Annotated in this window: 14 protein-coding genes and 1 riboswitch; of the genes, 3 read left to right on the top strand and 11 right to left on the bottom strand. The window is 72.4% G+C overall.

Annotation, left to right across the window (positions count from 1 at the left end):
* Positions 1 to 13: 13 nt before the first annotated feature.
* Genes OIM89_RS07195 through kdpF form a run of 5 tightly spaced genes read right to left on the bottom strand, consistent with a single transcriptional unit; the run spans position 14 to position 5,287 of the window.
* Positions 14 to 697 (bottom strand): response regulator, encoded by a 684-nt coding sequence (locus OIM89_RS07195; RefSeq protein WP_030697543.1) that lies wholly within the window; start codon positions 695 to 697, stop codon positions 14 to 16.
* 47 nt (positions 698 to 744) lie between these two features.
* Entirely contained in the window at positions 745 to 1,413 is a 669-nt protein-coding gene (locus tag OIM89_RS07190; RefSeq protein ID WP_030697542.1) for a potassium-transporting ATPase subunit C, read from the bottom strand.
* 6 nt (positions 1,414 to 1,419) lie between these two features.
* Entirely contained in the window at positions 1,420 to 3,528 is a 2,109-nt protein-coding gene (gene kdpB / locus OIM89_RS07185; RefSeq protein ID WP_030697541.1) for a potassium-transporting ATPase subunit KdpB, read from the bottom strand.
* Positions 3,525 to 5,189, bottom strand: a complete 1,665-nt coding sequence (gene kdpA / locus OIM89_RS07180) for a potassium-transporting ATPase subunit KdpA (RefSeq protein WP_264491080.1) — start codon at positions 5,187 to 5,189, stop codon at positions 3,525 to 3,527. Before kdpA ends, kdpB begins: the two co-directional genes overlap by 4 nt.
* An 8-nt stretch (positions 5,190 to 5,197) precedes the next feature.
* Complete coding sequence (gene kdpF, locus OIM89_RS07175) at positions 5,198 to 5,287, bottom strand: K(+)-transporting ATPase subunit F (RefSeq protein ID WP_037665323.1); 90 nt, start codon at positions 5,285 to 5,287, stop codon at positions 5,198 to 5,200.
* A 491-nt stretch (positions 5,288 to 5,778) separates the two neighbouring features.
* Between kdpF and OIM89_RS07170 the strand changes: the two genes are divergently transcribed.
* Positions 5,779 to 6,564, top strand: a complete 786-nt coding sequence (locus OIM89_RS07170) for an SAM-dependent methyltransferase (protein WP_195731436.1) — start codon at positions 5,779 to 5,781, stop codon at positions 6,562 to 6,564.
* A gap of 37 nt (positions 6,565 to 6,601) precedes the next feature.
* Positions 6,602 to 7,411, top strand: coding sequence for an SAM-dependent methyltransferase (locus tag OIM89_RS07165; RefSeq protein WP_264491079.1), 810 nt, complete (start codon positions 6,602 to 6,604; stop codon positions 7,409 to 7,411).
* 36 nt (positions 7,412 to 7,447) lie between these two features.
* Here OIM89_RS07165 and OIM89_RS07160 read toward each other — a convergent pair whose 3' ends face one another.
* From OIM89_RS07160 to gcvT, 6 genes are all read right to left on the bottom strand, one after another.
* Positions 7,448 to 7,840, bottom strand: coding sequence for a type II toxin-antitoxin system VapC family toxin (locus OIM89_RS07160; protein WP_047467122.1), 393 nt, complete (start codon positions 7,838 to 7,840; stop codon positions 7,448 to 7,450).
* Entirely contained in the window at positions 7,837 to 8,109 is a 273-nt protein-coding gene (locus OIM89_RS07155; protein ID WP_030697536.1) for a hypothetical protein, read from the bottom strand. Before OIM89_RS07155 ends, OIM89_RS07160 begins: the two co-directional genes overlap by 4 nt.
* Positions 8,110 to 8,348: 239 nt before the next feature.
* Complete coding sequence (locus OIM89_RS07150; protein WP_030697535.1) at positions 8,349 to 9,731, bottom strand: L-serine ammonia-lyase; 1,383 nt, start codon at positions 9,729 to 9,731, stop codon at positions 8,349 to 8,351.
* A 170-nt stretch (positions 9,732 to 9,901) separates the two neighbouring features.
* Complete coding sequence (glyA, locus tag OIM89_RS07145) at positions 9,902 to 11,173, bottom strand: serine hydroxymethyltransferase (RefSeq protein WP_030697534.1); 1,272 nt, start codon at positions 11,171 to 11,173, stop codon at positions 9,902 to 9,904.
* A 19-nt stretch (positions 11,174 to 11,192) separates the two neighbouring features.
* Positions 11,193 to 11,570: a glycine cleavage system protein GcvH gene (gene gcvH, locus OIM89_RS07140; protein ID WP_047467119.1), complete on the bottom strand. Its 378-nt coding sequence runs from the start codon at positions 11,568 to 11,570 to the stop codon at positions 11,193 to 11,195.
* 98 nt (positions 11,571 to 11,668) lie between these two features.
* A complete protein-coding gene (gene gcvT, locus OIM89_RS07135; protein ID WP_264491078.1) occupies positions 11,669 to 12,793 on the bottom strand; it encodes a glycine cleavage system aminomethyltransferase GcvT in 1,125 nt (374 codons plus the stop codon).
* A gap of 159 nt (positions 12,794 to 12,952) precedes the next feature.
* A riboswitch (glycine riboswitch) is annotated at positions 12,953 to 13,058 on the bottom strand.
* 239 nt (positions 13,059 to 13,297) lie between these two features.
* Here gcvT and OIM89_RS07130 point away from each other — a divergent pair.
* Positions 13,298 to 14,020: an AAA family ATPase gene (locus OIM89_RS07130; protein WP_175457571.1), complete on the top strand. Its 723-nt coding sequence runs from the start codon at positions 13,298 to 13,300 to the stop codon at positions 14,018 to 14,020.
* Positions 14,021 to 14,081: the final 61 nt, after the last annotated feature.

The raw sequence follows: 14,081 nt of genomic DNA, 5'->3' as shown, positions 1-14,081 counted from the left end.
TGGGGGCGCCGGCTCAGGGCTCGAAGCGGTAGCCGAGGCCGGGCTCGGTGATGAGGTACCGGGGCCGGGACGGGTCCGCCTCCAGCTTGCGCCGCAGCTGGGCCATGTAGACCCGCAGGTAGTTGGTGTTCTCGGCGTAGGCCGGGCCCCAGACCTCCAGCAGCAGGGCGCGCTGGGAGACCCGGCGGCCGGGGCTGGCGGCCAGGATCTCGAGCAGGTGCCACTCGGTCGGGGTCAGCCGGACCGGGTGGCCCTCGCGGAGCAGCTTCTTGGCCGCCAGGTCGATGGTGAAGTGCTCGGTGGTCACCACCGTCAGCGCCTCGGCCTGTGCGGTCGCCCGGCGCCTGCGCGTGGCCGCCCGCAGCCTGGCCAGCAGTTCGTCCATGCTGAACGGTTTGGTCACGTAGTCGTCGGCCCCCGCGTCCAGGGCCCGGACCTTCTCCCCGGACAGGTGGCGGGCCGAGAGCACCAGGATCGGCGCCCTGCTCCGGCTCCTGATCGCCTTGATCAGTTCGACGCCGTCCGTGTCCGGCAGACCGAGGTCCAGCAGGACGGCGTCCGGCTCGCCGGCCCCGAAGAGCCGGAGCGCGCCGTCCCCGTCCCGGGCGGCCGCCACCTCGTAGGAGCGCACCTCCAGATTGATCCGCAGGGCGCGCGCCAGTCGCGCGTCGTCCTCCACCACGAGCACCCGGGCCATGGCCGGTCGTTCCTTTCTCGGGAAGCGGGCGGTCTCCCGCCGGTCGGTCAGTTCCGGGCCAGGTCGCGCAGGGCCGTGTTGAGCCCCAGCACGTGGACCCGCGGCTCGCCGAGGAAGCCGAGCGTCCGGCCCTCTGTGTGCCGGGCGACCAGCCCCTCGACCTCCCGCACCGTCAGGCCGTTGCGCTCGGCGACCCGGTGGACCTGGAGCGCGGCGTACGCGGGGGAGATGTGCGGGTCGAGTCCGGAGCCGGAGGAGGTCACCGCGTCCGGCGGCACGTCGGCCGGGCGCGCCCGGTACGTGGCGGTGGAGTTCTCCCGGACCACCGCGGCCTTGGCGGCCTTCACCCACGCGAGAAGTTCCGGGTGGTCCCCGGAGCGGTTGGTGGCGCCGGACAGCAGCAGGTCGTACCGGGTGTTGACGGTGTTGGTGCCCAGGCCCATGGACGGCCGGGGCTGGAACCAGCGCAGGTCGGGGCGCGGCTCCTGGCCGGTCTTCCCGGGCAGGTCGTAGCGCTGGCCGATCAGGGCGGAGCCCACGACGCGGCCTTCGGCGTCCCTGGCCTTCGAGCCGTCGGCCCGGTCGGGGAAGAGGGCCTGGGCGACGCCGGTGACGGTGAGCGGGTAGAGCACGCCGCAGACCAGGGTGAGGACGAGCAGGGCGCGCAGCCCCGCCCCGAGCAGGCGCGCGGAGCGGCGCACGGAGTTCTTGGACATGGCGGTTCAGCCGATTCCGGGGAGGAGGGAGAGCAGGAGGTCGATGAGTTTGATGCCGAGGAACGGGGCGACGAGGCCGCCCAGTCCGTAGACGCCGAGGTTGCGGCGGAGCATCCGGTCGGCTCCTGCGGGCCGGTAGCGCACGCCCCGCAGGGCGAGGGGGACCAGCGCCACGATGATCAGCGCGTTGAAGATCACCGCGGAGAGGATGGCGGACTCGGGGGAGGCGAGCCCCATGATGTTGAGCCGGTCCAGCGAGGGGTAGGCCGCCGCGAAGAGCGCGGGGATGACCGCGAAGTACTTCGCCACGTCGTTGGCGAGCGAGAAGGTGGTCAACGCGCCCCGGGTGATGAGGAGTTGCTTGCCCGTCGCGACGATCTCGATGAGCTTGGTGGGGTCGGAGTCGAGGTCCACCATGTTCCCGGCCTCCTTGGCGGCCGAGGTCCCGGTGTTCATCGCCACGCCCACGTCGGCCTGGGCGAGGGCCGGGGCGTCGTTGGTGCCGTCGCCGGTCATCGCGACGAGCTGCCCGTTCGCCTGCTCCCGCTTGATGAGCGCCAGCTTCTCCTCGGGGGTGGCCTCGGCGAGGAAGTCGTCGACACCGGCCTCCTCGGCGACGGCCCGGGCGGTCACCGGGTTGTCGCCGGTGATCATGACGGTGCGGATGCCCATCCGGCGCAGCTCCGCGAAGCGCTCCCGCATCCCCTCCTTGACCACGTCCTTGAGGTGGACCACCCCGAGCACCCGCCGCCCGCGCACGTCCTCCACCGCCACCAGCAGCGGGGTGCCACCGGCCTCGGCGATGCGGTCGGCCGACGCCCGCGCGTCTTCCGCGACCGGTCCGCCCGACTCCTCCACCCAGGCCACGACGGAGGCGGTCGCGCCCTTGCGGACCCTGAGCCCGTCCAGGTCGACGCCGGACATCCGCGTCCGGGCTGCGAAGGCGACCCACCGCGCCCCGGCCGGGGCCTCCTCGCCGAGGCCGGCGAGGCCGTACCGCTCCTCCGTCAGGGCCACCACGGAGCGGCCCTCCGGGGTCTCGTCGGCCAGGGAGGAGAGCCGGGCGGCCCGCGCGAGTTCGTCCTCGGCCACGCCCCGGACCGCGCCGAGCGCCACCGCCCGCCGGTCGCCCAGGGTGATGGTGCCGGTCTTGTCGAGGAGCAGGGTGGAGACGTCGCCCGCCGCCTCCACCGCCCGCCCCGACCCGGCCACCACGTTCCGCCGGACCAGGCGGTCCATCCCGGCGATCCCGATGGCGGGCAGCAGCGCCCCGATGGTGGTCGGGATCAGGCAGACCAGGAGGGCGGTCAGCACGATCACCGAGGTCTCGCCGTCCGCGCCCGCGTGGACCGCGAAGGGCTTCAGGGTGACCACGGCCAGCAGGAAGACGAGGGTGAGCGAGGCGAGCAGGATGTTCAGGGCGGTCTCGTTGGGCGTCTTGTGCCGGGCCGCGCCCTCCACCAGCCCGATCATCCGGTCGAGGAAGGTCTCGCCGGGACCGGTGGTGATCCGGACGACGATCCGGTCGGAGAGCACCCTGGTCCCGCCGGTGACGGCCGAGCGGTCTCCGCCCGACTCCCGGATCACCGGGGCGGACTCCCCGGTGATCGCGGACTCGTCGACCGAGGCCACGCCCTCGACCACGTCCCCGTCGCCGGGGACGACGTCCCCGGCCTCGCAGACGACCAGGTCGCCCACGCGCAGTGCGGTACCGGGGACGCGTTCCTCGCGCCCGCCGGCCAGGCGCCGGGCGACGACGCCGGTCCTGGCGCCACGCAAGGCGTCGGCCTGCGCCTTGCCCCGGCCCTCGGCCACCGCCTCGGCGAGGTTGCCGAAGAGGGTGGTCAGCCAGAGCCAGGCGGCGACGGCCCAGCCGAACCAGTCGGTGGGGTCCGCCAGCGCCAGGCCGGTGGTGACCACGGAGCCGACCAGGACCACGAACATCACGGGCGACTTCACCATCACGCGCGGATCGAGCTTGCGCAGCGCCGCCGGCAGGGCCCGCAGCAGCTGCTCCGGGCCGAACGGCCCGCCGTTTGCGCGGCCGCCGGCCCGCGGCCCGCCGCCGGTCGCGGCTGTGTCCCGGGAGGTACGAGGAGGAGTGACGGTGCTCATGAGGCGAGCCCTTCGGCGAGCGGACCCAGCGCCAGGGCCGGGAAGTAGGTCAGTCCGGTGACGATGAGGATCGTGCCGACCAGCAGCCCCGAGTAGAGGGGCTTGTCGGTCCGCAGGGTGCCGGCGGTGGCGGGCACCGGCCGCTGCTCCGCCAGCGAGCCGGCCAGCGCCAGGACGAAGACCATCGGCAGGAAGCGGCCGAGCAGCATCGCGATCCCGGTCGTGGTGTTGAACCACGGGGTGCCGGCGTTCAGCCCCGCGAAGGCCGAGCCGTTGTTGTTGGCCGCGGAGGTGTAGGCGTAGAGGATCTCCGAGAAGCCGTGCGGCCCGGAGTGGGACATCGACTCCGCCGGGCCGGGCAGGGCCAGGGCGAGGCCCGTGAAGCCCAGCACGAGGGCGGGGGTGACGAGGAGGTAGCAGGCGGCGTAGGTGATCTGGCGGGTGCCGATCTTCTTGCCGAGGTACTCGGGCGTCCGGCCGACCAGCAGGCCCGCGACGAAGACGGCGACCACCGCCATGATCAGCATCCCGTACAGCCCGGAGCCCACCCCGCCGGGGGCGATCTCGCCGAGCTGCATCCCCAGCAGGGTGATGCCGCCGCCGAACCCGGTGTACGAGGAGTGGAAGGAGTTCACCGCGCCGGTCGAGGTCAGTGTCGTCGCCACCGCGAAGAGGGACGAGCCGGCGATGCCGAACCGGGTCTCCTTCCCCTCCATGGCGCCGCCCGCCGCCTCGAAAGCGGGCCCGCGCCCCGCGAATTCGGTCCACATCATCAAAGCGGTGAATGCGAGCCAGATGACGGCCATCGCGCCGAGAACGGCGTAGCCCTGCCGCAGCGAACCGGCCATGCGGCCGAAGGCCCGGGTCATCGAGAAGGGGATGAGGAGGATGAGGAAGATCTCGAAGAGATTGGAGAAGGGGGTGGGGTTCTCGAAAGGATGGGCCGCATTGGCGTTGAAATACCCGCCCCCGTTGGTGCCCAGTTCCTTGATGGCCTCCTGCGAGGCGACCGCTCCGCCGTTCCACTGCTGGGCGTCGCCCGAGAACTGGCCGACCGTGTGAATTCCGGAGAAGTTCTGGATGACCCCGCAGGCGACCAGAACGAGCGCGCCGGCCACCGAGAGCGGCAGGAGCACCCGGGTGATCCCGCGCACCAGATCGGTCCAGAAGTTGCCGAGTTCACCGGTGCGTGAGCCGGTGAGACCCCGGACGAGAGCGACGGCGACCGCCATGCCCACGGCGGCGGAGACGAAGTTCTGCACCGCCAGGCCGCCGGTCTGCACGAGGTGCCCCATCGCCTGTTCGCCGTAGTACGACTGCCAGTTGGTGTTGGTGACGAAGGAGGCCGCGGTGTTGAACGCCTGGTCGGGGTCGATCGAGGCGAAGCCCAGCGAGCCGGGCAGCGAGCCCTGCACCCGCTGGAGCAGGTGGAGGAGGAGGACGCCCACGGCCGAGAAGGCCAGCACGGCGCGCAGGTAGGCGGGCCAGCGCATGCCGGCCGACGGGTCGGCGCCGATGGCCCGGTACATCCACCTCTCGGGCCGGTGGTGCTTCCCGGAGGAGTAGACCCGGGCCAGATGATCACCCAGCGGGCGGTGGGCGAGGGCCAGGGCGGCCAGCAGGGCGAGCAGCTGGAGTGTGCCAGCGAGCGGGGAACTCATACCGGCATCTAGAACCTCTCCGGGAAAAGGAGAGCCAGGACGAGATATCCCACCAGGGCGGCGGCCCCGACAAGTCCGACGATGTTCTCGACGGTCATATCCTGGTCACTCCCCGGGCGATGAGGGCCACCAGCGCGAATATCGCGATCGTGGTGGCGACGAAAGCCAGGTCGGCCATCGCGTGCTCCTGATTGAGGTGTGGAAGAAATCGGCCGTGAGGGCCGGTGACCATGAAGAGGAAACCTCACCGCCGGCCGGATGGTGTGCCATTTTGACGGGGTCCATACGAGCGCGGCCGAACCCTTGACGGGAATCTGACGCGACCGGCGCCGGAGGTGACGAAGAGTTCCGCGTGTTCTACGGAAAGGAACGAAAGGCGGGGTCCGGCGCGGGCGGCGTGGCAGGAGCGGCGGGGCGGGGGGACCCCGTCCCAGGGCGGGCAACCGCCCTGCCCAGCACCTGAGTTGCCCCGTCCGCCATGATGGGACGCACCCCGTGAGGCAGCGGGGACGACCGAGGCGGGAGGGGCGACGTGGTGAGTGACGGCGGAGCGGTGGAGGGGCAGCGGCGGCCTGGGGACGGCGAGGTGGTGCGGGACGGGCAGCGGATCGCGCACAACGCGCGGGTCTGGAACTACTGGCTCGGCGGCAAGGACCACTACGCCGTCGACGCCGAGGTCGGGGAGACGGTCGCCGGGTTCCACCCCGGCATCCGCGACGTGGCGCGGGCCGACCGCGCCTTCCTCGGACGGGCCGTGACGTACCTGGTCCAAGAGGCGGGCGTCGCCCAGTTCCTGGACGTCGGCACCGGACTGCCCACCGTCGACAACACCCACGAGGTCGCCCAGCGCATCGACCCCGGCGCCCGCGTCGTCTACGTCGACAACGACCCGATCGTGCTCACCCACGCCCGCGCGCTGCTCGCGGGCACGCTCGAGGGTGCCACCTCCTACCTGGACGCCGACGCCCACGACCCGGCGGCGATCCTCGCCGGGGCCGCCCGCACCCTGGACCTGACCCGGCCGGTCGCGGTGATGCTGCTCGGCATCCTCAACTTCGTCTCCGACACCGCCGAGGCCCGCCGCATCGTCGGCCACCTGGTCGACGCGCTCCCCTCCGGCAGCCACCTCGCGCTCACCCACCCCACCCTGGAACTGGGCGGCACCGCCAACGCCGAGGCCATGGCCTTCTGGAACGCCAACGCCAAGCCCCCCATCACCGCCCGCTCCGCCGCCGACCTCACCGGCATCCTGGACGGCCTGGAACTGCTGGAGCCCGGCATCGTCTCCTGCTCCCGCTGGCGTGCGACCCCGGGCCCGGACGGCGCCCTCCCCGAGGAGGTCCCGCAGTACGGCCTGGTGGCCCGCAAGCCCTGAGCGCCCCCGACGACCTCCCAGGACGGAGCCCGACCCTGTGACGCAGACCCCGCAGACCCCGCCCATCGACACCAGCAAGCCGCACCCGGCCCGCCTGTACGACTGGTACCTCGGCGGTAAGGACAACTATCCGCCGGACGAGGAACTGGGCCGCAGGCTGACCGAGTTCGCCCCGGTCATCCCCGTCATGGCCCGCATGAACCGGGCCTTCACCCTGCGCGCGACCCGGCGGCTGGCGGGGCTCGGTGTCCGCCAGTTCCTCGACATCGGCACCGGCATCCCCACCGAGCCCAACCTCCACCAGGCCGCCCAGAAGATCGCCCCCGACGCCCGCGTCGTCTACTGCGACAACGACCCCGTCGTCCTCGCCCACGCCCAGGCCCTGCTCACCGGCATCCCCGAAGGCGCCCTCGGCTACGTCCAGGCCGACGCCCGCGAGACCGGCCGCATCCTGGCCGAGGCGGCCGAGATCCTCGACTTCGCCCGGCCCGTCGCCCTCTCCCTCAACGCCCTCCTCCACTTCCTCACCGACGAGGACGGCGCGTACGAGCTGGTCGCGGAGCTTACCGCCCGGCTCGCCCCCGGCAGCTACCTGGTCGTCTCGCACCTCACCCCGGACTTCCACCCGGAGGAGGCGTCCCGCAAGGTCCGCGACATGTACCGCGCGGGCGGCGTCACCATGGAGATGCGCACCCGGGAGCGGTTCGCCCGCTTCTTCGACGGCCTGGAGCTGACCGCCCCGGGCATCGTCGCGGCCGAGGAGTGGCACCCGGCACTGGGCGAGCCCGTCGAGGGGCAGGACGGGGTGCACAGCGGGGCTTATGCGGGGGTGGGGCGGAAGGGGTGAGGCGCACAAGAGGCGGGTCGAGACGCGGCCCCGCGGTCAGACCTTGACGACGCGGATGCTGGGGCCGCAGAGCATCAGGAGGTCTTCGGGGTCCGATGTCAGGACGGTTGCTGGGGCCGGCGAGGTGAGTGCGGTGGCGGCCACGAGGGCGTCGAGGGCGTACTTGTGGCCGTGCAGTCCGGCCGTGGCCAGGAGCTTGCTCGCATGGCGGGCGACGGCTTCGGTGGGCGGGATGATGTTCACGCGGGAGACTGCGTAGTCGAAGCGGGCCTGGCTGACCCTGGGGTCGCGTGCTTCGACGAGGGTGACGGAGCTGGCGACGACGCGGATGTCCTCGGCTTCGGCTGCCGTGAGCCACTCGGTGATCTCAGGTGTGCGTCGTACCAGTCTGGACAGGCCTTCGCAGTCCAGGACGAGCGTGCCGCTCACGCGGCGTCCGCCGAGCCTGCGGCGTCGCTGCGGAGAAGGGTGCGCTTGGCGTCGACCGCCGCCTGATCGACCGGACCGTGTTCGGCTTCGGCGTCTTCGATGAGCTCGCGCAGTCGGTCCCGTTCCAGTTGGCGCTGGATGAGGGTCTCGACGTAGGCGGACATGCCTCGTTTGCCCGTACGCGCCTTGAGGGCAGCGATGGTGCCTTCGTGGAGGGAGACCGACACGGGCCGGACGGGTCCTTCGCCGGGCGCCTGGGAGGTAGCCATGGGGGGAGTTTAACAAAACTCTTGTTATCGCATGGGGTTCTCCGGGCGGGTGTGCCGGAGGGCCAACTCCGCCCGCTGCGCGGGTGTCGCGGACTCCAGGTGAAGCGCCCATCGGCGAGGGGTCCGCCAGGGGCTCTCAGGTCTGCCCCAGGGAGATTCCAGGGACTTTCGGCCGTACAGGCGCGGAAAGCCCTGACAGCGCCGAAAGAAGCAGGTGCGCTGGTCAGGGCCTGAGCCCCTCAGCACTCGATGATGTTCACCGCCAGCCCGCCCCGCGCCGTCTCCTTGTACTTGACCGACATGTCGGCGCCGGTCTCCTTCATGGTCTTGATGACCTTGTCGAGGGAGACCTTGTGGGAACCGTCGCCGCGCAGGGCCATGCGGGCGGCGGTGACGGCCTTGACGGCGGCCATGCCGTTCCGTTCGATGCAGGGGATCTGGACCAGGCCGCCGACCGGGTCGCAGGTCAGGCCGAGGTTGTGCTCCATGCCGATCTCGGCGGCGTTCTCCACCTGCTCGGGGGTGCCGCCGAGGACCTCGGCCAGGGCGCCGGCCGCCATCGAGCAGGCCGAGCCGACCTCGCCCTGGCAGCCGACCTCGGCGCCGGAGATCGAGGCGTTCTCCTTGAAGAGCATGCCGATGGCGCCGGCGGCGAGGAGGAAGCGGACGACGGCGTCCTCCTTCTCGGCCTCGGTGGCCGAGCCGGCGGCGAAGTTCACGTAGTAGTGCAGGACGGCGGGGATGATGCCGGCGGCGCCGTTGGTGGGGGCGGTGACCACGCGGCCGCCCGCCGCGTTCTCCTCGTTGACGGCCATCGCGTAGAGGGTGATCCACTCCATGGCGAGCGCCGCCGGGTCGCCCTCGGCGCGCAACTGGCGGGCGGAGTGAGCGGCGCGGCGGCGGACCTTGAGGCCGCCGGGGAGCAGGCCCTCGCGGGACATGCCCCGGCTGACGCAGGCCCGCATGACCTCCCAGATCTCCAGCAGCCCGGCGCGGATCTCCGCCTCGGAGCGCCAGGCCTTCTCGTTCTCCAGCATCAGCGCGGAGATCGACAGACCGGTGTCCCCGGCCAGCCGCAGCAGCTCGTCGCCGGTGCGGAAGGGGTGGGTCAGCACGGTGTCGTCGAGCTTGATGCGGTCCTCACCGACCGCGTCCTCGTCGACGACGAAGCCGCCGCCGACCGAGTAGTACGTCTTCTCCAGCAGGGTCGCGCCGGTGTGGTCGAAGGCCCACAGGGTCATGCCGTTGGCGTGGTACGGCAGGGCGCGGCGCCGGTGCAGGATCAGTTCCTCGTCGGCGTCGAAGGCGATCTCGTGGACACCCAGCACGTTGAGGCGGCCGGTGGCGCGGATCTCGGCGATCCGGTCGTCGGCGCGCTCCACGTCGACCGTGCGCGGGGACTCGCCCTCCAGGCCCAGCAGGACCGCCTTGGGCGTGCCGTGGCCGTGCCCGGTCGCTCCCAGCGAGCCGAACAGCTCGGCCCGCAGCGAGGTGGTGTGGACGAGCAGACCCTCGTTCTTGAGGCGGCGGGCGAACATCCGCGCGGCCCGCATCGGGCCGACCGTGTGCGAGCTGGACGGGCCGATGCCGACCGAGAACAGGTCGAAGACCGAGATGGCCACAGGAACTCCTAGCGGGAGGCGGACGGCGCTGTCCGCCGAAGGGGGCAGGGGCGCGGGGACCTGCGGGGGGGACCCCGGGCGCGGAGGAGGGTGCGGGCCGGTGGAAGCGGACCCGCACCCTCCAGTGTGCGCGGTGCGACGCCGGCGGAGGTGTACCGCCGGCGTCCGGACTAGTTGAGCCCGGTGTACAGCGGGTGCTTCTCGGCCAGCGCGGTGACCCGCGCCTTCAGCGCCTCGGCCTCGTACGAGGGCTTGAGGGCCTCGGCGATGATGTCGGCGACCTCGGCGAAGTCCTCGGCCTGGAAGCCGCGGGTGGCCAGCGCCGGCGTGCCGATGCGCAGGCCCGAGGTGACCATCGGGGGCCGCGGGTCGTTCGGGACGGCGTTGCGGTTGACGGTGATGCCGACCTCGTGGAGGCGGTCCTCCGCCTGCTGGCCGTCGAGCTGGCTCTCGCGCAGGTCGACGAGGACCAGGTGGACGTCGGTGCCGCCGGAGAGGACCGAGACGCCGTGGTCGGTGACGTCGGGCTGGACCAGGCGCTCGGCGAGGATGCGGGCACCCTCGACGGTGCGCCGCTGGCGCTCCTTGAACTCCTCGGAGGCCGCGACCTTGAACGCGACGGCCTTGGCGGCCACCACGTGCTCCAGCGGACCACCCTGCTGACCGGGGAAGACCGCGGAGTTGATCTTCTTGGCCAGCTCGGCGGTGGAGAGGATGACCCCGCCGCGCGGGCCGCCCAGCGTCTTGTGGGTGGTGGTGGTGACGACGTGCGCGTGCGGCACCGGCGAGGGGTGCAGCCCGGCCGCGACCAGCCCGGCGAAGTGCGCCATGTCCACCATCAGGTACGCCCCGACCTCGTCCGCGATCCGGCGGAAGGCGGCGAAGTCCAGCTGGCGCGGGTAGGCCGACCAGCCGGCCACGATCAGCTTCGGGCGGGACTCCTTGGCGAGCCGCTCGACCTCGGCCATGTCGACCTGGCCGCTCTCGGCGTCGACGTGGTAGGCGACCACGTTGTAGAGCTTGCCGGAGAAGTTGATCTTCATGCCGTGGGTCAGGTGGCCGCCGTGGGCCAGGTCCAGGCCCATGATCGTGTCGCCCGGCTTCAGCAGCGCGAACATCGCGGCGGCGTTGGCCTGCGCACCGGAGTGCGGCTGGACGTTGGCCGCCTCGGCGCCGAAGAGCTCCTTGATGCGGTCGATGGCGATCTTCTCGATCACGTCGACATGCTCACAGCCGCCGTAGTAGCGGCGGCCCGGGTAGCCCTCGGCGTACTTGTTGGTGAGGACGGAGCCCTGCGCCTCCATGACGGCGACCGGAGCGAAGTTCTCCGAGGCGATCATCTCGAGGGTGGACTGCTGACGGAGCAGCTCGGCGTCGACGGCGGCGGCGACGTCCGGGTCGAGCTCGTGGAGGGGGGTGTTCAGAAGCGACTTCGAAGACATCACAGTCCCTGGGGTGGTCTCAGTTGCCGGAGAACTCGGTGTACGCGTCGGCCGAGAGCAGATCGTCCGGCTCCTCGCTGACGCGCACCTTGAACAGCCAGCCGCCCTCGAAGGGGGCGGTGTTCACCAGCGACGGGTCGTTCACGACGTCCTCGTTGATCTCGGTGACCTCACCGGAGACGGGGGAGTACAGGTCGCTGACCGACTTGGTCGACTCCAGCTCGCCGCAGGTCTCGCCCGCGGTGACCGTTTCGCCGACCTCCGGGAGCTGGGCGTAGACGACGTCACCGAGCGCGCCTGCCGCGTACTCGGTGATGCCGATCGTCGACACGCCGTCCTCGGCGGCCGACAGCCACTCGTGCTCCTTGCTGTAGCGCAGCTGCTGGGGGTTGCTCATGGGGTGAATTCTCCTGTACGCGGGGGTGTGCTGGTGAACGGAAGGTCTCGCGATCCGGGACGGAGCGGGTGCGTCGCGTCACGTTGCGCGGAGGCGGGCTACTTCTGGCGCTTGTAGAACGGCAGCGCCACGACCTCGTACGGCTCGTGGCTGCCCCGGATGTCGACGCCGACGCCGGGCGTGCCGGGCGCCGCGTGGGCGGCGTCGACGTAGGCCATGGCGACGGGCTTGCCCAGGGTGGGGGAGGGGGCGCCCGAGGTGACCTCGCCGACCACCTGGCCGTCCGCGACCACCGGGTAGCCCGCGCGCGGCACCCGGCGCCCCTCGGCGACCAGGCCGACCAGGGTGCGCGGCGGATGCTCTGCGGCGTCCGCGGCGGCCTTCTCCAGGGCGGCGCGGCCCACGAAGTCGCCCTCCTTCTCGAACTTCACCACCCGGCCGAGCCCGGCGTCGAAGGGGGTGAGCGCCGTGGTCAGCTCGTGCCCGTACAGCGGCATGCCCGCCTCCAGGCGCAGCGTGTCGCGGCAGGAGAGCCCGCACGGCACGAGGCCCGTCCCGGCCCCGGCGGCGGTCAGCGCCTCCCACAGGGCGACCGCGTCGCCGGGGGCCACGAACAGCTCGAAGCCGTCCTCACCGGTGTAGCCGGTCCGCGCGATCAGCGCCTCGACCCCGGCGACGGTGCCGGGCAGCCCCGCGTAGTACTTCAGCCCGTCCAGGTCGGCGTCGGTGACCGAGGCGAGGATGGCCGGGGAGGCCGGGCCCTGCACGGCGATCAGCGCGTACGCGTCCCGGTCGTCGCGGACCTCGACGTCGAAGGAGGCGGCCCGCTCGGTCAGCGCGTCCAGTACCACCTGGGCGTTGCCCGCGTTGGCGACGACCATGAACTCGGGGGACTCGACCGGACCGCGCCGGTAGACGATCAGGTCGTCGAGGATGCCGCCGTCCTCCTGGCAGATCATCGTGTACCGGGCCCGGCCGGGGCCGATCGTGGCGATGTTGCCGACCAGGGCGTAGGCGAGGAAGCGGGTGGCGTCCGGGCCCAGCACGGTGATCTCGCCCATGTGGGAGAGGTCGAAGAGCCCGGCGCGGGTGCGCACCGCCTGGTGCTCGTCGCGCTCGCTGCCGTACCGCAGCGGCATGTCCCAGCCGGCGAAGTCGGTCATGGTGGCCCCGAGCGCACGGTGCGTGGCGTCGAGTGCGGTCGTACGGGGGGTCTGGCTCATATCCGGGCGCTCCCAGGGCATGACGGCGAGGGGAATCGATCCTCCCCATCTGTCATCGAAACCTGAGAGGTTCGCCGCGGCCACCCGGACGAGCGGCCGGGGCGGCCATGACTTGCACCTTGGGTGGGGCCGACGGAGCGGCCCGCTTTTCAGATGTGCCTCGCCCGCGCGGTACGGGGCCTGAGAGATTCAAGGGAGGGACTTGCTCCTTCGGCGTCCTGACCAGGGCTTCGGGGCCCCGGCAGAACTCTCCCGCGCGGATTCAAGCGGCCGGTATGCAGTTCGCGCCCATCATTGCACGCACCCCCGCGCGGCAGAACCCCTCCCCGGGGGCGACGGCGGCGGCGGCTTCCGGCCAACCCGGGACCACCCCCGCCGCCCGGCGGAACCAAACGACCCCCGCCCGGCGTGACCAGCCAGTGAAACCGCCGGCGGCGGCCGACGGGACCGGTAATCGGCTTGTGCCGCATTACCTTCTCTTTACACTCGGGGGAGATGACGCACGTGACCGCACGGGGGGAGCCCACCACGGTGCAGAGCAGCAGCGGCCGGGAGGTCTCCGCCCCGCCCCCGAGTCCCGGCGGGCCGGCGCCCGCCCTCGCCACGACCCTGCCCGCCCTGCCCGCCCAGCCGGGCACCCGGCAGATTCCGGCCACCGTCCGCGACCTGCGGGCCACCGGGGGCCGCCCCGCCCCCGACACCCTCACCTTCGGCCAGGGCGACCTCGTCGTCGTCTCCGGCCTGCCCGGCAGTGGCAAGTCCACCCTGATCCGCCGCACCGTCCGGGCCGCCCGCGCCGACTCCCAGGACACCCGCGAGCAGTGGGAGGCCCGCCTCCCCGCCGCCCTGCCCTACGCCCTGTACCGCCCCCTCGCCCGCCTCGCCCACTACGCCGCCCTGCGCCGCATGCTCCGCGCGGGCCGCAGCGTCGTCGTCCACGACTGCGGCACCCAGCGCTGGGTCCGCCACTGGCTGGCCCGCGAGGCCCGCCGCCGCGGCCGCACCCTGCACATGGTCTTCCTCGACGTCGACCCGGACACCGCCCTCGACGGCCAGCGCGCCCGGGGCAGAGGCGTGAGCCGGTACGCCTTCCTGCGCCACCGCCGCGTCGTCGCCCGCCTCCTCGCCACCCTCGACGCCGGCACCCCGCCCCCGGGCTGCGGCTCCGCCACCCTCCTCGACCGCGCCGCCGCCGACCGGCTGCGTACCCTCACCTTCCGCGCCTGAGTCAACTCCCGCTCCCTCGTGGGCCCCGACGCGGGTAGGGTCGGGGCGCAGGCGAGGTATG

The organism is Streptomyces sp. BI87, assembly GCF_025957665.1.
Classification (GTDB): domain Bacteria; phylum Actinomycetota; class Actinomycetes; order Streptomycetales; family Streptomycetaceae; genus Streptomyces; species Streptomyces albidoflavus.
This window is presented reverse-complemented; position numbering and strand designations above follow the sequence as displayed.